Origin of the sequence: Salmonella sp. 2020_1459 (genome assembly GCF_043847915.1) — a bacterium.
GTDB classification, from domain to species: domain Bacteria; phylum Pseudomonadota; class Gammaproteobacteria; order Enterobacterales; family Enterobacteriaceae; genus Salmonella; species Salmonella enterica.
In genome coordinates this window covers 194,181-211,275 of record NZ_JBCMFA010000004.1, presented here as the reverse complement: position 1 = coordinate 211,275, position 17,095 = coordinate 194,181, and the positions used below count along the sequence as shown (strand labels likewise).

Genomic DNA, 17,095 nt, shown 5'->3' with positions numbered 1-17,095 from the left:
TGATGTTTTATGGGAGTTAATCATGCCGCAGCCTGGCCTTACTACGCCGGATAACGATGCATTACCCTGGCAAACCACCTTACTTTTGGCGCTTCAGCATGTGCTGGTCGTTGCCGCCACCCCCATTACCTCCGTCTTTCTGATCGCCAAAGCGCTCCACTTTACCGATACGGTGACCGCCTCGGTACTTAGCGCAACCTTTCTGATGTGCGGTCTGGGCGCTATTTTGCAAAGCCTGGGTGTGAAAGGGGTGGGCGCGCGTTTGCCGTTTATTATGGTACCGGGGGGCGCGCCGATTGCGATTTTCGTTGCGATCGCTTTACAGACCAATATCCAGACCGCGATTGGCGCCGTAATTCTGACCTCGCTGTTCTACTTTATCGCGTTGCCGATTTTCCGCCGCTGCCTGCACCATTTTCCCCCCTTTATCATTGGCATCATGCTGCTAATGGTGTCGATTAACCTTATTCGCCTGTACGGCGGGTTGATCATTGGCCAGCCAGGGAGCGCCGACTTCGCTCATCCAACCAGTATCATTTTATCGCTGGGGACTATCCTGATAACGCTGATTTTCGCGCTGGCGTTTAGCGGTATTTTGCGCCAGTTGGCGGTGATGTTCGGCCTTTTAGCGGGAACGCTGCTGGGAATGGCGCTGGGTAGCACCGATTTTAGCGGTGTTGGTCACGGGCCGCTGTTTAGTTTCCCACAGCTTTTGCCGTTCGGCTGGCCGATTTTTGATCTCTCCGCCTCGCTGCCGTTACTGATTTACGCGGTCATCTCTATGGCTGAAGCAACCGGGCAAACGATTGCGACCGCGGAAATAGTCAATTCCACGCAAAATGTGCAGCAGGCGATTCCACGCACCATTCGTGGTGATGCGGTAATGTCGCTGCTGGGGGGGATTTTTGGCACCTCCTTAATTATCACCTCCGGCGAAAATATTGGGGTGGTACGCACCACTAATGTGAAATCGCGTTTCGTGACTGCGGCTGCCGGAGGATTGTTAATCCTGATTGCCATATTCGCGCCGTTGGTACGTCTGGCGACCTGTCTGCCAGGTTCGGTGGTGTGCGGTACGGCGGTGATTGTCTTCAGCATTATCGGGGTTATCGGTATTGATATGATTGCGCGTGAGCCACTGCATACGCCGGGTAAAACCTACGCGCTGGCGATGGGGCTGGCCATGGGAATGCTACCTATACTGGTACCCGGCCTGTATCAGAATTTCCCGGCGGGCGTACAGATGGTCTTTGGCAACGGCATGGCAGCGGGGACGTTGACGGCGATTCTGGTGAACTCGTTGTTTAACTGGAGCGAAAAGCGCACGCAGGCCAGGGTCAAAAGTTAGTTTTTGTGATCGCGGTAGGCCGCACGACGGCCTACTTATTTACAATTTTGTGACATATTCGATGGTGTTTTTCAATGTCCGGATCACTCTTTTTTGCACACGGCTTATGGATAACCTCAGCATTTTCGCCTGTGCGTTTTAGCGTTAGTGGTATTAATCGCTCAGATAATCAACATATCGAAAGAAATTTTTCAATTAATGTCTAATTGTTAATCACTAACTGTTGCAAAATATTAAGTGAATAACTCTGCCTTTCTGCCTATAGCACAAATTTCCCTGCTGAAAATACCCTTCTGAACTTTTTTTAATCTTTGTTTGTTAATTCTCACCGTTGTTGTAAAAGCTGGTTACCTGTATTGACGTTTTGACATTCTATTGACAGATTGTAGGGAATGAGGGGCATTTTATGGAGAATCCGCACTGCAACTCAGTCGATTATGCGAACGGAATCCCCACCTCTCACTACTGACCTGACCAGGTAAAAAACAAAAAAGGCCGGGCGGTAAAAGCCTTTGCAAAGGGCAAAACAACATACATCACAATTGGAGCAGAAGAATGAGTATTTCCTTGAAGAAGTCAGGGATGCTGAAGCTTGGTTTGAGCCTGGTGGCCATGACCGTTGCAGCAAGCGTGCAGGCCAAAACCCTGGTTTATTGTTCAGAAGGCTCGCCGGAAGGCTTTAACCCACAGCTCTTTACGTCTGGCACCACCTATGATGCCAGCTCCGTACCTATCTATAACCGTCTGGTTGAATTCAAAACCGGCACCACGGAAGTGATCCCGGGTCTTGCTGAGAAGTGGGATATCAGCGAAGACGGTAAAACCTATACGTTCCACCTACGTAAAGGGGTGAAATGGCAATCCAGCAAGGATTTCAAACCCACGCGCGAGCTGAACGCCGATGATGTCGTGTTCTCTTTTGACCGGCAGAAAAACGAGCAGAACCCGTACCATAAAGTGTCTGGCGGCAGCTATGAATACTTTGAAGGCATGGGGCTGCCGGATCTGATTAGCGAAGTGAAGAAGGTCGACGATCACACGGTGCAGTTTGTGCTGACGCGTCCGGAAGCGCCGTTCCTTGCCGATTTAGCCATGGACTTCGCCTCTATTCTTTCCAAAGAATATGCTGACAACATGCTGAAAGCCGGTACGCCGGAAAAAGTGGATCTGAACCCGGTCGGCACTGGCCCGTTCCAACTGGTGCAATATCAGAAAGACTCCCGCATTCTCTACAAAGCCTTTGACGGCTACTGGGGCACGAAGCCGCAGATTGACCGTCTGGTCTTCTCCATCACGCCTGACGCCTCTGTGCGTTACGCCAAACTGCAGAAGAACGAATGTCAGGTGATGCCGTATCCGAACCCGGCGGATATTGCGCGCATGAAAGAAGATAAAAACATCAACCTGATGGAGCAGGCCGGTCTGAACGTGGGTTATCTCTCCTATAACGTGCAGAAAAAACCGCTGGATGATGTCAAAGTTCGCCAGGCGTTGACCTATGCCGTGAATAAAGAGGCCATCATCAAAGCCGTTTATCAGGGCGCGGGCGTTGCGGCGAAAAACCTGATCCCGCCGACAATGTGGGGCTACAACGACGATATTAAAGACTATGGCTACGATCCGGAAAAAGCGAAGGCGCTGCTGAAAGAAGCCGGTCTGGAAAAAGGCTTCACCATCGATCTGTGGGCGATGCCGGTACAGCGTCCCTATAACCCGAATGCGCGTCGTATGGCGGAAATGATCCAGGCGGACTGGGCGAAGATTGGCGTTCAGGCCAAAATTGTCACCTATGAATGGGGCGAATACCTCAAGCGCGCTAAAGATGGCGAGCACCAGACGGTGATGATGGGCTGGACCGGCGATAATGGCGATCCGGATAACTTCTTCGCCACGCTGTTCAGCTGCGATGCCGCCCAGCAAGGCTCCAACTATTCAAAATGGTGTTATAAGCCGTTTGAAGACCTGATTCAGCCTGCGCGTGCGACCGATGACCACAACAAGCGTATTGAGCTCTATAAACAGGCCCAGGTTGTGATGCATGACCAGGCGCCAGCGCTGATCATCGCTCACTCCACGGTTTATGAGCCAGTGCGTAAAGAAGTTAAAGGCTATGTGGTTGATCCATTAGGCAAACATCACTTCGAAAACGTCTCTGTCGAATAATTAAAAGAGCGTTGCGCCCCGGTGTTGTGTAAGCCGGATAAGCGCAGCGCCATCCGGCGTAATGCTTTATCCGCGATGCAGTTTGCGTGGGATAAGATTTGTGAGCAATACAGACTCACGGTTCCAGGCCGTGGGTCATGAGAGAGAATTCGGGTTATGTTGCAGTTCATTCTCCGACGTTTGGGACTCGTTATCCCGACGTTTATCGGTATTACCCTTCTCACCTTTGCCTTTGTCCACATGATCCCCGGCGATCCGGTGATGATCATGGCGGGTGAGCGAGGTATTTCCCCTGAGCGTCATGCTCAACTGCTGGCTGAACTCGGTCTTGATAAACCGATGTGGCAGCAGTACCTCCATTATATCTGGGGGGTGATGCATGGCGATTTAGGCATCTCGCTGAAAAGCCGAATCCCTGTATGGGACGAGTTTGTGCCTCGCTTTAAAGCGACGCTGGAACTTGGCGTCTGCGCCATGATTTTTGCCGTCGCCGTGGGGATTCCGGTGGGCGTGCTGGCCGCAGTGAAGCGCGGTTCTATCTTCGATCACACTGCCGTTGGCCTGGCGCTGACTGGTTACTCTATGCCTATCTTCTGGTGGGGCATGATGCTGATCATGCTGGTCTCCGTCCACTGGAACCTGACGCCGGTTTCCGGGCGCGTGAGCGATATGGTGTTCCTTGATGATACCAATCCGTTGACGGGCTTTATGCTGATCGACACCGCTATCTGGGGCGAAGAGGGTAACTTTATTGATGCGCTGGCGCATATGATCCTGCCTGCGATGGTGCTCGGCACAATCCCGCTGGCCGTCATTGTGCGTATGACCCGTTCGTCGATGCTGGAAGTGCTGGGGGAGGATTATATCCGTACCGCACGCGCCAAAGGGTTGACCAGGATGCGCGTCATTATCGTCCATGCTCTGCGTAACGCCATGCTGCCAGTCGTCACCGTGATCGGCCTGCAGGTCGGGACGCTGCTGGCGGGCGCGATTCTGACAGAAACTATCTTCTCGTGGCCCGGTCTGGGGCGCTGGCTGATCGATGCGCTGCAACGCCGCGATTATCCGGTAGTGCAGGGCGGCGTGTTACTGGTAGCGACGATGATTATTCTCGTCAACCTGCTGGTAGACCTGCTGTACGGCGTGGTGAACCCGCGTATTCGGCATAAGAAGTAAGGGGCCATCATGTCACAGGTTACTGAAAATAATGTTAATGCCGCACCGGCGCCCATGACGCCATTGCGGGAGTTCTGGCACTATTTCAAACGCAACAAAGGCGCGGTCGTCGGGCTGGCGTATGTTCTCATCGTGATCCTGATTGCGGTGTTTGCCAACTTTATTGCGCCGTACAACCCGGCAGAGCAGTTCCGTGATGCGCTGCTGGCGCCGCCGGTCTGGCAGGAAGGCGGCAGTTGGGCGCATATTCTGGGAACGGATGATGTTGGTCGCGATGTCCTCTCGCGCCTGATGTATGGCGCGCGTTTGTCACTGCTGGTCGGCTGTCTGGTGGTCGTCCTGTCGCTGGTAATGGGGATCATTCTCGGCCTGGTCGCGGGCTACTTCGGCGGTCTGGTCGATAACATCATCATGCGCGTGGTCGATATTATGCTGGCCCTACCGAGCCTGCTGCTGGCGCTGGTGCTGGTGGCGATCTTCGGCCCCTCCATCGGCAACGCTGCGCTGGCGTTGACGTTTGTGGCGCTGCCGCACTATGTCCGCTTAACCCGCGCGGCGGTTCTGGTAGAGGTGAACCGCGATTATGTGACTGCCTCCCGCGTGGCGGGCGCAGGCGCGATGCGTCAGATGTTCGTCAATATTTTCCCGAACTGCCTTGCGCCGCTGATCGTTCAGGCGTCACTGGGCTTCTCTAACGCCATTCTCGATATGGCTGCCCTCGGCTTCCTGGGGATGGGCGCACAGCCGCCTACGCCGGAATGGGGCACCATGCTCTCTGACGTTCTGCAGTTCGCGCAAAGCGCCTGGTGGGTCGTGACCTTCCCGGGGCTGGCGATTCTGCTGACGGTACTGGCATTTAACCTGATGGGTGACGGTCTGCGTGACGCGCTCGATCCCAAACTGAAGCAGTAAGAGGTTCGAGATGGCGTTATTAAATGTAGATCAATTATCGGTGCACTTCGGCGACGAAGGGACACCGTTCAAAGCCGTCGACCGCATTAGCTACAGCGTGAAGCAGGGTGAGGTGGTCGGGATTGTCGGCGAGTCTGGTTCCGGCAAATCCGTCAGCTCGCTGGCGATTATGGGGCTTATCGATTACCCAGGCCGCGTGATGGCGGAAAACCTGCTCTTTAACGGACAGGATCTGAAGCGCATTTCCGAGAAGGAACGTCGCAACCTGGTGGGTGCTGAAGTGGCGATGATTTTCCAGGACCCGATGACCAGCCTCAATCCTTGCTATACCGTTGGCTTTCAGATTATGGAAGCCATCAAGGTACATCAGGGCGGGAACAAGAAAACCCGTCGTCAGCGAGCGATTGACCTGTTGAACCAGGTGGGTATTCCCGATCCGGCTTCTCGTCTGGATGTCTATCCGCACCAGCTTTCTGGCGGCATGAGTCAGCGTGTGATGATTGCGATGGCAATAGCCTGTCGACCAAAGCTGTTAATTGCTGATGAACCGACCACGGCGCTGGATGTGACCATTCAGGCGCAAATCATTGAACTGCTGCTGGAGTTGCAGCAAAAAGAGAACATGGCGCTGGTGCTTATTACCCATGACCTGGCGCTGGTGGCGGAAGCGGCGCACAAAATTATCGTCATGTACGCCGGGCAGGTCGTCGAAACTGGCGCTGCGCAGGATATTTTCCGCGCGCCGCGTCATCCGTATACCCAGGCACTGCTACGCGCGTTGCCGGAGTTTGCGCAAGATAAAGCGCGTCTGGCGTCGCTGCCGGGCGTGGTGCCGGGGAAATATGACCGACCGACGGGTTGTCTGCTTAACCCGCGCTGCCCCTACGCCACGGACAGATGTCGTGCGGAAGAACCTGCTCTCAACCAACTGGACGATGGACGTCAGTCAAAATGTCATTACCCACTCGATGATGCCGGGAGGCCCACACTATGAGTACGCATGAGGCCACCTTGCAACAGCCGCTGTTGCGGGCTATCGACCTGAAAAAACACTATCCGGTGAAGAAGGGGATCTTTTCTCCGGAACGGCTGGTAAAAGCGCTGGACGGCGTGTCGTTTAATCTCGAACGCGGTAAAACGCTGGCCGTAGTGGGGGAGTCCGGTTGTGGAAAATCCACACTGGGTCGCCTGCTGACGATGATTGAAACGCCAACTGGCGGCGAGCTTTATTACCAGGGGCAGGATCTGCTTAAACACGATCCGCACGCGCAGAAACTGCGGCGGCAGAAAATTCAGATTGTGTTTCAGAACCCCTACGGTTCCCTGAATCCACGCAAGAAAGTGGGGCAAATTCTGGAAGAGCCGTTGCTGATCAATACCAGCCTGAGTAAAGCGCAGCGTCGTGAAAAAGCGCTGGCGATGATGGCGAAGGTGGGGCTGAAAACCGAGCACTACGACCGCTATCCGCATATGTTCTCCGGCGGCCAGCGTCAGCGTATCGCTATCGCCCGCGGTCTGATGCTTGATCCGGACGTAGTGATTGCCGACGAACCGGTCTCCGCGCTCGACGTGTCGGTGCGCGCCCAGGTGCTGAACCTGATGATGGATTTGCAACAGGATATGGGGCTGTCTTATGTCTTTATCTCGCACGACCTGTCGGTGGTGGAACACATTGCCGATGAAGTGATGGTCATGTACTTAGGCCGCTGCGTGGAGAAAGGGACCAAAGAGCAGATTTTTAACAATCCACGTCATCCCTATACCCAGGCGTTGCTCTCCGCCACGCCACGGCTGAATCCGGACGATCGCCGTGAGCGGATTAAGCTGACCGGCGAGTTGCCGAGCCCGCTGAACCCGCCGCCGGGCTGCGCCTTCAACGCCCGCTGCAGCCGTCGCTTCGGACCCTGTACGCAGTTACAGCCGCAGCTTAAAGAGTACGACGGCCAGTTGGTGGCCTGCTTTGCCGTCGATCAGGATGAAAACCCGCAGAAACCGTTGAGTTAATTGCGTTTTATGCCGGATGGCGGCTGCGCCTTATCAAGCCTACACCGTACCTGTAGGCCTGGTAAGCGTAGCGCCACCGGGCATGGCTCTCCGGTACGACTTATTCAATCAATTTTAATAACGGCGACAGGCACAACAATATTCCATATAACAGAATAAGCCAGGTTTTCAGGCCGCGTAATTTTTCCAGTTGCGCTACTTTATAAATCAGGAAAAAAGGAATAATACACGCGACAATGCCATAAAGCGGACTGCCTAACTGGAAAAAGACCAATACTGAGACGCGAAACGAAACCCAGATAACCAGAGTAACCACGATAAAGACACAGATACCAGATGTCAGTAACAGTGGGTTGACGTTTTTGACATCCATAATACGACTCAATACATTCAGTACAATACCTTTAAGCGCTTCGTGAAAACCTAAATAAATACCAAAGAACGCGGTAAGTACGGCAAAAATATTGAGGATGGTAGAGGTAATGTGGATGATATGGCCAGGGATTACCTGAGCTGCCAGCGCAAGGGCGGAAATATTCTGCTCGAACGCTGATACCGCCTCTTCATGGCTAATCGAAAAGGTAAACGAGAACGAGAAAAAGAGAATAATGGCAATCAGCGTAATATAGCTAATGCGATGCGTGCGAATCGCCATCCGGGTGGCCAGCACACGGTCAGGCTCGCGCTTACGATAGGCGATGTTCATTGGGTTTAGCACCTGAATGAAGACCGCAGAAAAGAAGCAAAATGGGATAGTGAGCAGTACGTCGCGAAAGAAAACCGATGCGGCGGGAAAGGCGGAAATATTATCAAGATTCCAGTGTGGGATCATCGCGAAACCGAATATCACAATGATCCCGACTTTTACCACCACCATCGGGCCGGAAATTTTAAATAATAACTTTTCCCCGCCGGAGGCAATCGCCACCAGCACGGCGAAAATCGCGACTTTATAGATAATAGACTGCGAAAGATCGACCTCAGTAAGGCCGAAGGTTTTGATATAGGAGGCGCTATCAAACACCACCGACAGGGAATAAATAAACACCCCGTGGATAATCATAAGAAAATAGATTACACCGAGAAAAATGCCCCAGTTTTTGCCAAGATAGTGACTGATAATATCCGTATAATCGTCACAGGTTTCGCTTTCAGATAACGTTTTTAGATAAATATCCTGCACAATATAGGTAGCGGGATAGGCGATGATAAAAGCGGTAATAAATACCCAGATCCCCTTGAGACCGATTTGCACTGGCATTAAGACGGTACCGGCGCCGATCGCCATACCGATACACAAGAGCACCCAGCCAAAATCATATTTTGTAAACGGTAATCTCGTTGAAAGCGGTGTGGTCGTAGCGTTACTGTTATTTAATGGTAATGTGTCGTCCTGCATAGAGCCCCCTGCCCAAAATATACGCAGCTCTCTCATAAAGAATGCTGCCTATAACCAGGCTATAGTGCCTTGATACCCGATGCGGAAAACCGGTGACAGCGGTTCGCCGAGCAATCGTCAGAATGCTGCTTTTCTGCTGGCGCGTTCAAGGTCATGAATAATATCGTCGGGATCTTCAGGTCCCGCTGAAAGACGGATAAGTTCGTCGGTAATACCTGCTTTTAGCCATTCCTCTGGCGCAACAGGCGAATATGTCATAGACGCAGGATGCTGAACGAGGGTTTCGGTATCACCGGGACTGGCCGCGAGGAGGCATAATTTACAGAATTGAGCGGCTGACTGCCAGCCTCAGAAATGCTGAATGTATTCTGGCAAATAAAAGTAATCGTCTGCGAAGCGTCACGCAGATTGCACGTTAGCGCCGTGCCGGGACGGGGATTTTGCCGTAATATCAGCAGCAAGCCGGGTTTACCCGGTGAGGCGCAATGTTGCGGGGGCTTGATCCCCGGCGGCATAGGTTGCTGGATAGAGAAAACCCCCGCACGTTGACTGGTATAAACCTGGCAACCTGACGGGGGCTAACTTGAACCTCAACACATCAAGGATAGCCGCGAACGGTTGCCATTGCAACAAGGCGGCTATATGACGCTTACGCAGTTGGGCGTGGCCTTCTGGCACGATCTGGCGGCGCCGATCATTGCTGGCATTATCGCCAGTGTGATCGTCAACTGGCTACGTGACAGGAAGTAACGCGTTTTGAGCGTCTGTCCGCCGTAATGGCAACATGCGCCCGAACCAGGCCGCAGGGGAAACCTTGCGGCCTTTTTCGGTTTACTGCGGGTAAGGCACCCAGTCGCCGCCATTCAGACGAACGTAGGGCTTACCCTGATACTGAATCACCACCGCATTAGCGTTTTCTGAAACCGGCGCGGTTTGCGGCAGATTGCTGGTCAGCTTGTTCCAGTTCACACTGTCTTCGGTAAAGAGCTTACCGTCCACGGCGCGTACGACCAGTTCGGAAATCGCCAGGTAGCTGCTCGGCTGATTAATATCAATCGGCGCGCCCTCATGCGGGGCTTTCATACCAAAAAATTTCACGCCCGCCGGGACGTTGGTGATGGAGGGGCTGGGAATATCGCGCAGGCCTGAGATCTGCATTCTGTCGCCCTTCAGCGCGCCGCCGTGCTCAGGTACGACGACCACCATCACCTTACGCCCGGATTTCTCCAGTTCGGTAAAGAAGGCGTCCAGTTCATCGAACAGTTTCTGCGCGCGGATTTTATAATCCGCCGTTTTGCTGACGCCGGGGAAGTGGTTGCCATCGTGCAGCGGCAGCAGGTTAAAGAAAGTCGCGGAGCGGGAATTGGCTTCACGTTCTTCCCCTGTCAACCAGCGGTTCAGGACCGCCAGATCGTCATATACCGGCGAGCCGTCGAATGACAGCAGGGCGGTTGGCAGGCCGGACTGGTTCATCAGTTCGCTCTGCATACCGCCGTTTTCGCGAACTTCTTTCAGGAAGCCGCCAAATTCACCGTTATGATCCATCATCAGATGCTGAGTAAAGCCCAGCTTCGCCAGATTATCAAACAGATAACATTCGTTATCGGCTGGTTGATAAAGTCGGGTATGCGATGGTTGACCACAGCTGGCGCGCAGCAGACGAATGGCCGCCGGGCCGCTGTAAGACGTACCGGAATTAAAGTGTTTAAACAAAATGTCAAAGTGCGACCATAGCGGATGTGACATCAAGCCTGCCGCTTCGACATCCGACCAGGAGAGCGAACAAATATTGATGACCAATAGGTCGAACGGCTGCGCATCAGGCGGAAGCTGCGCCGGGAACGTCGTTTTCCGCTTTTCTTCCGCGGCATAGAAGGTGTTCAACCAGGCGTTCAGATTCGCGGTCGTCGGCGGCGCGGTTTGCGCAGGCATATCGCCGATGACCGGCTTATCGCCCGCTGTCGCGACGGTAGCGGCCGCATTACCGCCAGTCGTCGTCACCGTATCGGTTGGCTGGCCTGCCGGCCACAGCGTAAAAACCGGTCCGGTTAATGTCAGGACATTCAGCCATACCATGATGGCGACCACAAACACCGTGACCCGAATCCACTGTGATAAAAAAAGCCAGGCAACCAGCAGTACGAAGATGGCGCCGATCATTTGCCAGTTAATAAAACGGGCGATCAGATCGAGCAGATAACCGGAGCTGAATTCCGCCACCTGCGTCCCCTGGCTCATAATGCTTTGCGGGCCGGGTAGCCAGGTATCATGCCAGAACAGCGCGAAGCCGACGGGAATGGCAATCCAGTGGCGCAACCGGTGAAGGCGATACTTTGGTATTGGCATGAGCAGAAACGCCATGAATACCAAATTCAGTAAAGGATGAAAATTCAGATAGCCTGCCCACAGCAGGCCAAACTTGACCAGAAAATAGAAGTTCCAGCCGGAAAGACCGCGCCAGTATTGCCAGAGCGGAGAAGGCATTGAAGGAGTTTGAGTATGCTGAGTCATTTTTTGTCTGCCTTGACTTTCGTAGCGCGGCGCAGAGTTCCGGCTGGTTTTACATAACGAGGTTTGGCAAATAGCAGCCGGGTCGTATCACTGATACGGCGTAGCGAATGACGCGCCAGATACCCCAGCGGAAAGAAAATCAGCGCGCAAAAAAGAATAATTTGCACGATATCGCTGATGGTCATCATGATGCACGCTCCGCGGTGTCGTCGAGCAATCGCAGGGGTTCAGGAATACGACGCCAGATGCGGCCATCGTGTTCGGCATTTATTACCGGGTCGGCGCGTTTTGCCAGCGGTAGCGGCGTTCCCCACAGTTCCGGCGACAATAAGCGCATCTGCACCAGCTCGGCGCTGATTTGTTTATCTTCGAACCAGACCATACGATTAGAGAAAATATCGCCCGTCGGCAAAGGGAAAATATGGTTTAACGCGGTATCCAGATCGTTGACCCGGCAGAATGATAAAAACAGCACCAGACGGTTGCCGCCGATGGTCATAATATCGCCGGTTCGGTTTGGCCGACATAATGTTAACGCCTGCTCAACCCGAATGCCCGGCACCGGGCGCAGCGCGACCAGAACGCCTTTCCCGTCGGCGGGGAGCAGGGTGTTGCTCATCATCGTATGGATGGCATCGCAGAAGGTATCCCACGGCTGAAAACCGCGCAGTTTCAACGGCTGCGTCATCGACAGTAGCGTGGTGATGTCTTCCGGTACGTAACGGCTGAACTGCTGCCCCTGCACGCTTTCAATAAGCGTCAGGCAGCGTGAAAGCGGGGCGTTCCAGGGAATGATCATATTCGCGCCGCAGCCCAGCAGCAGGCGCTCATCGGTGGCGCGCAAACTGGCGATATTTTCGCGCACGACAATTTTCAGCGCGCTTCCCCGCTGGCGCCGCAAAGTATGAATGCGACGAGCAAGCGGCTCGATTTGGTTGTTCTGTGTAAGCGAAAAAATAATTGTCGCGGCCTGCGCCGTGCGCGCGTCGTTGAATAGCGCTTCGTTATTGTCGAAAAGCGTCCAGTGTTCCGAGAGCGGCGGCGCGCCTTCAAGGACGGCGACGTGGCTAAGAATGCGTTTTTCGTCGCTACGCGGCTGAATTGCCGTCTCCTCCTGATGGGATAGCGTCCAGCGTTCGTCCTGCTGACACAGCAATAACTGCTGTCGGGCGCTGACGCCTTTTTCGTTACACCAGAAGGCAATATCGAACAAATGTTGGTCGCCCTGAAAACGTAAACTGGCGAGGCCGAAAAGTGAGCGATACTCGCCCATCAACAACGAGGACTGTTTATCGCTATTATTACAAGGGTTAATAACCAACAATGAACAGTGATGAAAACGAGTCCATTTATTCATTTTTTCCAGCCATTTATGCAGGCTTTCTGACGTTATATTCCGCCACGTGTTATTTGCACAAATAAGAATGAAAAAGTAATGCGTCGGGTTAACAGAACAAAGCAAATCGTGGGGCAAAGAGTATAGCCCTTTTTCTGAATCCGGCATGGTAAATAAGCGGATTTTCTCCGGACCGTGAGATTCATCTAATTTGATTACTTTGCCAGGCTCGCCTTCCATGCCGATGACGGCGACATTTGCATTCTCCGTTTGTGACGCAATCGTTTGATTCACCAGACTGATGGCATCTTTCTGGCGATCGGCGTTAACCCACCAGACGCCGCCGGTTGGCATATGGCGCAGTTCATCCCATAATGATGAGATGCCGAGAGAAAATACGGGGTCCACAGTGTCCCTCATGTCACTATTTTAACTGTTTATCAGTTTACTAGCGAAAGCACAGAAATAAACCTAACATTGAAATTAAAACGCATCAGATTTAGCATGTGAATCAATTTGCCCGGCAGGATGCCCTGTAACTCTGCGCTTTGCATTTTTACACATTATAAATGATGTCACGGAAAGATGAAAAATGCGCGTTCTCCCGTATTGACGACGGGGCGTAATGCTGCCAGTGAGAAATATTTAAAAAGGAGCAACCAGAATGTATAACAATGAACCTGGCGCTCAGTCCGATCCAACGTTGGGCTACACTTTTCAAAATGATTTTCTGGCATTAAGCCAGGCGTTTTCACTACCCGAAATAGATTATACCGATATTTCCCAACGCGAACAGTTGGCGGCGGCGATTAAAAGATGGCCACTCCTGGCTGAATTTGCGCAACCACATTCATTAAGGAAGCCATGAATGGCGATTCTGGGACTGCAGGGCGTGCGCGGCGGGGTGGGAACCACATCTCTCACCGCAGCACTCGCCTGGGCGTTACAAATCTTAGGGGAAAATGTCCTGGTGATTGACGCCAGCCCCGATAACCTGCTGCGCATGTCGTTTAACGTCGACTTCGTCCATCAGGGCGGTTGGGCGCGATCGTTGCTGGACGGCCAGGACTGGCGCGATGCCGGATTACGTTATACCTCACAGCTTGATCTACTGCCGTTTGGACAGCTCACCGCGCAAGAGCGGGAAAATCCGCAGGCCTGGCAGGAGACGCTGGGAGAGATCGGATCGGCTATCCAGGCGCTGAAAGCGAGCGGGCGTTATAGCTGGATTTTACTGGACTTGCCCTACGGCGCGTCACCGCTGACAGGGCAGCTGGTGAGCCTCTGCGACCATACGCTGGCAGTAGCCCGGGTTGACGCTAACTGCCATATTCGCCTTCATCAGCAGGCATTGCCTGCCGGAGCGCATATTCTGATCAATGACTTACGCATTGGCAGTCAGTTACAGGACGATCTGTACCAGGTCTGGCTGCAAAGCCAGCGCCGGTTGCTGCCTATTGTGATCCATCGCGATGAGGCGATGGCGGAGTGCATGGCGTCGAAACAGCCGTTAGGCGAATATCGCAGCGATTCGTTAGCCGCCGAAGAGGTGTTAACGCTGGCGAACTGGTGCCTGCTGCATGATGCGGGCGACAAAACGTCCGCCGGGAGCCTGCGATGAGCGCCCTTTCCCGGTGGCTGCTTATCCCGCCGGTTAGCGCGCGCTTGAGCGAGCGCTATCAGGGTTACCGCCGCCACGGCGCGTCGCCGTTTAGCGCAGCGCTCGGCTGCCTGTGGATGATTCTGGCGTGGATAGTGTTTCCGCTTGAGCATCCGCGCTGGCAGCGTATTCGCGACGGGCATAAAGCGCTTTACCCGCATATTAACGCCGCCCGCCCGCGCCCACTGGACCCGGCCCGCTACCTCATTCAGACCCTCTGGCTGGTGATGATCTCGTCGACTAAAGAACGTCATGAACCGCGCTGGCGGTCATTTGCGCGCCTGAAGGACGTTCGTGGACGTTACCATCAATGGATGGATACCTTACCGGAACGGGTGCGCCAAAAGACAACGCATCTGGAAAAGGAAAAAGAGCTGGGACATCTTAGCAACGGCGCCCGGCGTTTTATTCTGGGCGTTATCGTGACTTTTTCACTGATACTGGCGCTGATCTGTATTACGCAGCCATTTAACCCGCTATCGCAATTTATCTTTCTGCTGTTGCTGTGGGGCGTTGCGCTGTTGGTACGACGTATGCCGGGACGCTTTTCCGCGCTGATGCTCATCGTGCTGTCGCTAACGGTCTCCTGTCGTTATATCTGGTGGCGCTATACCTCGACGCTAAATTGGGACGACCCGGTCAGTCTGGTGTGCGGGCTGATTCTGCTGTTTGCGGAAACCTACGCCTGGATTGTGCTGGTGCTGGGGTACTTCCAGGTGGTGTGGCCGTTAAATCGTCAACCGGTGCCGTTGCCGAAAGAAATGTCGCAGTGGCCGACGGTGGATATTTTTGTACCGACCTATAACGAAGACCTTAACGTGGTCAAAAATACCATTTACGCTTCGCTTGGCATTGACTGGCCGAAGGACAAGCTGAATATCTGGATCCTTGATGACGGCGGGCGTGAATCATTTCGTCATTTTGCCCGACATGTTGGCGTGCATTACATTGCCCGCACCACGCATGAACACGCCAAAGCCGGCAACATCAACAATGCGCTAAAACACGCGAAAGGCGAGTTTGTGGCGATCTTCGATTGCGACCATGTGCCGACACGCTCGTTTCTGCAAATGACAATGGGCTGGTTCCTGAAAGAAAAACAGCTGGCGATGATGCAGACGCCGCATCATTTCTTCTCCCCGGACCCGTTTGAGCGCAACCTGGGACGTTTTCGTAAAACGCCTAACGAAGGCACGCTGTTTTACGGACTGGTGCAGGACGGTAACGATATGTGGGACGCCACTTTCTTTTGCGGATCGTGCGCGGTGATTCGCCGTAAGCCGCTGGATGAGATTGGCGGTATCGCCGTTGAGACGGTGACGGAAGATGCGCATACTTCGCTCCGGCTGCACCGGCGAGGTTATACCTCAGCGTATATGCGCATTCCGCAGGCGGCGGGGCTGGCGACGGAAAGCCTGTCGGCGCATATCGGGCAGCGTATTCGTTGGGCGCGGGGCATGGTGCAAATTTTCCGCCTCGATAACCCTCTGTTTGGTAAAGGCTTAAAACTGGCGCAGCGGCTGTGCTACCTCAACGCGATGTTCCATTTCTTGTCCGGCATTCCGCGCCTGATCTTTCTGACCGCGCCGCTGGCTTTTCTGCTGCTGCACGCCTATATCATTTATGCGCCTGCGTTGATGATTGCGCTATTTGTGATACCGCACATGGTCCACGCCAGCCTGACTAACTCGAAGATTCAGGGCAAGTATCGTCACTCTTTCTGGAGTGAAATCTATGAAACGGTACTGGCATGGTATATCGCACCGCCGACTCTGGTCGCGTTGATCAATCCGCACAAAGGGAAATTTAACGTCACGGCGAAAGGCGGGCTGGTGGAAGAGAAGTACGTCGACTGGGTAATCTCGCGTCCGTATATCTTCCTTGTCTTGCTTAACCTGCTCGGCGTGGCGGCGGGCGTATGGCGATACTATTACGGGCCGGAAAATGAAACGCTGACCGTCATCGTTAGCCTGGTGTGGGTCTTCTATAACCTGGTCATTCTCGGCGGCGCGGTTGCGGTTTCGGTAGAGAGTAAACAGGTCAGGCGCGCGCATCGGGTCGAGATTGCCATGCCGGGGGCCATCGCCCGCGAAGATGGACATTTGTTCTCCTGTACCGTACATGACTTCTCCGACGGCGGGTTAGGCATCAAGATCAACGGTCAGGCGCAGGTGCTGGAAGGGCAGAAAGTGAATCTGTTGCTTAAACGCGGGCAGCAGGAATATGTCTTTCCAACGCAGGTGGTGCGCGTAACGGGCAATGAGGTCGGACTACAACTGATGCCGCTCACCACCAAACAACATATTGATTTTGTGCAGTGTACCTTCGCGCGCGCCGATACGTGGGCGCTTTGGCAAGATAGCTTCCCGGAAGATAAACCGCTGGAAAGCTTGCTGGATATTCTGAAGCTGGGCTTCCGCGGATATCGCCACCTCGCGGAATTCGCGCCGCCTTCAGTAAAAGTAATTTTCCGATCGTTGACGGCGTTAATTGCCTGGATTGTATCGTTTATTCCGCGTCGCCCGGAGCGGCAAGCGGCGATACAGCCGTCGGATCGGGTTATGGCTCAGGCTCAACAATGATGAT

The 17,095-nt window shown here is 53.7% G+C and carries 14 protein-coding genes and 1 pseudogene; 10 read left to right on the top strand and 5 right to left on the bottom strand.

The features are described from left to right. The first annotated feature begins 22 nt into the window (after window positions 1-22). From ACH0VJ_RS12835 to dppF, 6 genes are all read left to right on the top strand, one after another. Window positions 23-1,348 carry a uracil-xanthine permease family protein gene (locus ACH0VJ_RS12835; RefSeq protein WP_001136076.1) on the top strand — a complete coding sequence of 442 codons (1,326 nt, stop codon included), beginning with the start codon at window positions 23-25 and terminating at the stop codon, window positions 1,346-1,348. Window positions 1,349-1,903: 555 nt separating this feature from the next. Then, window positions 1,904-3,511, top strand: a complete 1,608-nt coding sequence (gene dppA / locus ACH0VJ_RS12830) for a dipeptide ABC transporter periplasmic-binding protein DppA (RefSeq protein ID WP_000028047.1) — start codon at window positions 1,904-1,906, stop codon at window positions 3,509-3,511. Window positions 3,512-3,667: 156 nt separating this feature from the next. Then, complete coding sequence (gene dppB, locus ACH0VJ_RS12825) at window positions 3,668-4,687, top strand: dipeptide ABC transporter permease DppB (RefSeq protein WP_000938843.1); 1,020 nt, start codon at window positions 3,668-3,670, stop codon at window positions 4,685-4,687. A 9-nt stretch (window positions 4,688-4,696) separates the two neighbouring features. Beyond that, on the top strand, window positions 4,697-5,599 hold the full coding sequence (gene dppC / locus ACH0VJ_RS12820) for a dipeptide ABC transporter permease DppC (RefSeq protein WP_000084690.1): 903 nt from the start codon (window positions 4,697-4,699) through the stop codon (window positions 5,597-5,599). A 10-nt stretch (window positions 5,600-5,609) separates the two neighbouring features. Continuing rightward, entirely contained in the window at window positions 5,610-6,593 is a 984-nt protein-coding gene (dppD, locus tag ACH0VJ_RS12815; RefSeq protein WP_001196509.1) for a dipeptide ABC transporter ATP-binding protein, read from the top strand. Continuing rightward, a complete protein-coding gene (gene dppF, locus ACH0VJ_RS12810; protein ID WP_000103563.1) occupies window positions 6,590-7,603 on the top strand; it encodes a dipeptide ABC transporter ATP-binding subunit DppF in 1,014 nt (337 codons plus the stop codon). The genes dppD and dppF overlap by 4 nt, the downstream gene beginning before the upstream one ends. 100 nt (window positions 7,604-7,703) lie before the next feature. Here dppF and ACH0VJ_RS12805 read toward each other — a convergent pair whose 3' ends face one another. Together ACH0VJ_RS12805 and ACH0VJ_RS12800 are read right to left on the bottom strand one after the other, a co-directional pair. Then, the gene (locus ACH0VJ_RS12805) at window positions 7,704-9,002 is read right to left on the bottom strand and encodes an aromatic amino acid transport family protein (RefSeq protein WP_001150169.1); all 1,299 of its coding nucleotides are present in this window, start codon (window positions 9,000-9,002) and stop codon (window positions 7,704-7,706) included. A 117-nt stretch (window positions 9,003-9,119) separates the two neighbouring features. Further along, window positions 9,120-9,272 (bottom strand): annotated as a pseudogene (locus tag ACH0VJ_RS12800) (PLP-dependent transferase); the annotation flags it as partial. A gap of 372 nt (window positions 9,273-9,644) precedes the next feature. On the opposite strand from ACH0VJ_RS12800, the gene ACH0VJ_RS12795 reads away from it, so the two are divergent. Further along, the gene (locus ACH0VJ_RS12795; RefSeq protein WP_001537650.1) at window positions 9,645-9,752 is read left to right on the top strand and encodes a type I toxin-antitoxin system toxin Ldr family protein; all 108 of its coding nucleotides are present in this window, start codon (window positions 9,645-9,647) and stop codon (window positions 9,750-9,752) included. An 81-nt stretch (window positions 9,753-9,833) separates the two neighbouring features. On the opposite strand, the gene bcsG is transcribed toward ACH0VJ_RS12795, so the two are convergent. Genes bcsG through bcsE form a run of 3 tightly spaced genes read right to left on the bottom strand, consistent with a single transcriptional unit; the run spans window position 9,834 to window position 13,269 of the window. After that, window positions 9,834-11,513 (bottom strand): cellulose biosynthesis protein BcsG, encoded by a 1,680-nt coding sequence (gene bcsG / locus ACH0VJ_RS12790; protein WP_000192022.1) that lies wholly within the window; start codon window positions 11,511-11,513, stop codon window positions 9,834-9,836. Further along, entirely contained in the window at window positions 11,510-11,701 is a 192-nt protein-coding gene (gene bcsF, locus ACH0VJ_RS12785) for a cellulose biosynthesis protein BcsF (protein ID WP_000988321.1), read from the bottom strand. Before bcsF ends, bcsG begins: the two co-directional genes overlap by 4 nt. Beyond that, complete coding sequence (bcsE, locus tag ACH0VJ_RS12780) at window positions 11,698-13,269, bottom strand: cellulose biosynthesis c-di-GMP-binding protein BcsE (RefSeq protein WP_001205756.1); 1,572 nt, start codon at window positions 13,267-13,269, stop codon at window positions 11,698-11,700. Before bcsE ends, bcsF begins: the two co-directional genes overlap by 4 nt. Window positions 13,270-13,513: 244 nt before the next feature. Between bcsE and bcsR the strand changes: the two genes are divergently transcribed. From bcsR to bcsA, 3 genes are read left to right on the top strand one after another with little or no spacing between them, the layout of a single operon-like run. Next, a complete protein-coding gene (gene bcsR, locus ACH0VJ_RS12775; RefSeq protein ID WP_000282616.1) occupies window positions 13,514-13,717 on the top strand; it encodes a cellulose biosynthesis protein BcsR in 204 nt (67 codons plus the stop codon). After that, window positions 13,718-14,470 (top strand): cellulose biosynthesis protein BcsQ, encoded by a 753-nt coding sequence (gene bcsQ / locus ACH0VJ_RS12770; RefSeq protein ID WP_000996117.1) that lies wholly within the window; start codon window positions 13,718-13,720, stop codon window positions 14,468-14,470. Next, window positions 14,467-17,091 carry a UDP-forming cellulose synthase catalytic subunit gene (gene bcsA / locus ACH0VJ_RS12765; RefSeq protein WP_001275330.1) on the top strand — a complete coding sequence of 875 codons (2,625 nt, stop codon included), beginning with the start codon at window positions 14,467-14,469 and terminating at the stop codon, window positions 17,089-17,091. The genes bcsQ and bcsA overlap by 4 nt, the downstream gene beginning before the upstream one ends. Window positions 17,092-17,095 lie beyond the last annotated feature (4 nt).

Excerpts from the sequence above, each read along its gene's own strand:
- ACH0VJ_RS12795 (WP_001537650.1), top strand. The coding sequence starts at position 9,645 with ATGACGCTTACGCAGTTGGGCGTGGCCTTCTGGCACGATCTGGCGGCG.
- bcsF (WP_000988321.1), bottom strand. The coding sequence starts at position 11,701 with ATGATGACCATCAGCGATATCGTGCAAATTATTCTTTTTTGCGCGCTG.
- dppD (WP_001196509.1), top strand. The coding sequence starts at position 5,610 with ATGGCGTTATTAAATGTAGATCAATTATCGGTGCACTTCGGCGACGAA.
- bcsQ (WP_000996117.1), top strand. The coding sequence starts at position 13,718 with ATGGCGATTCTGGGACTGCAGGGCGTGCGCGGCGGGGTGGGAACCACA.
- dppA (WP_000028047.1), top strand. The coding sequence starts at position 1,904 with ATGAGTATTTCCTTGAAGAAGTCAGGGATGCTGAAGCTTGGTTTGAGC.
- bcsG (WP_000192022.1), bottom strand. The coding sequence starts at position 11,513 with ATGACTCAGCATACTCAAACTCCTTCAATGCCTTCTCCGCTCTGGCAA.
- bcsR (WP_000282616.1), top strand. The coding sequence starts at position 13,514 with ATGTATAACAATGAACCTGGCGCTCAGTCCGATCCAACGTTGGGCTAC.
- dppB (WP_000938843.1), top strand. The coding sequence starts at position 3,668 with ATGTTGCAGTTCATTCTCCGACGTTTGGGACTCGTTATCCCGACGTTT.
- ACH0VJ_RS12805 (WP_001150169.1), bottom strand. The coding sequence starts at position 9,002 with ATGCAGGACGACACATTACCATTAAATAACAGTAACGCTACGACCACA.
- dppF (WP_000103563.1), top strand. The coding sequence starts at position 6,590 with ATGAGTACGCATGAGGCCACCTTGCAACAGCCGCTGTTGCGGGCTATC.
- bcsE (WP_001205756.1), bottom strand. The coding sequence starts at position 13,269 with ATGAGGGACACTGTGGACCCCGTATTTTCTCTCGGCATCTCATCATTA.
- dppC (WP_000084690.1), top strand. The coding sequence starts at position 4,697 with ATGTCACAGGTTACTGAAAATAATGTTAATGCCGCACCGGCGCCCATG.
- ACH0VJ_RS12835 (WP_001136076.1), top strand. The coding sequence starts at position 23 with ATGCCGCAGCCTGGCCTTACTACGCCGGATAACGATGCATTACCCTGG.
- bcsA (WP_001275330.1), top strand. The coding sequence starts at position 14,467 with ATGAGCGCCCTTTCCCGGTGGCTGCTTATCCCGCCGGTTAGCGCGCGC.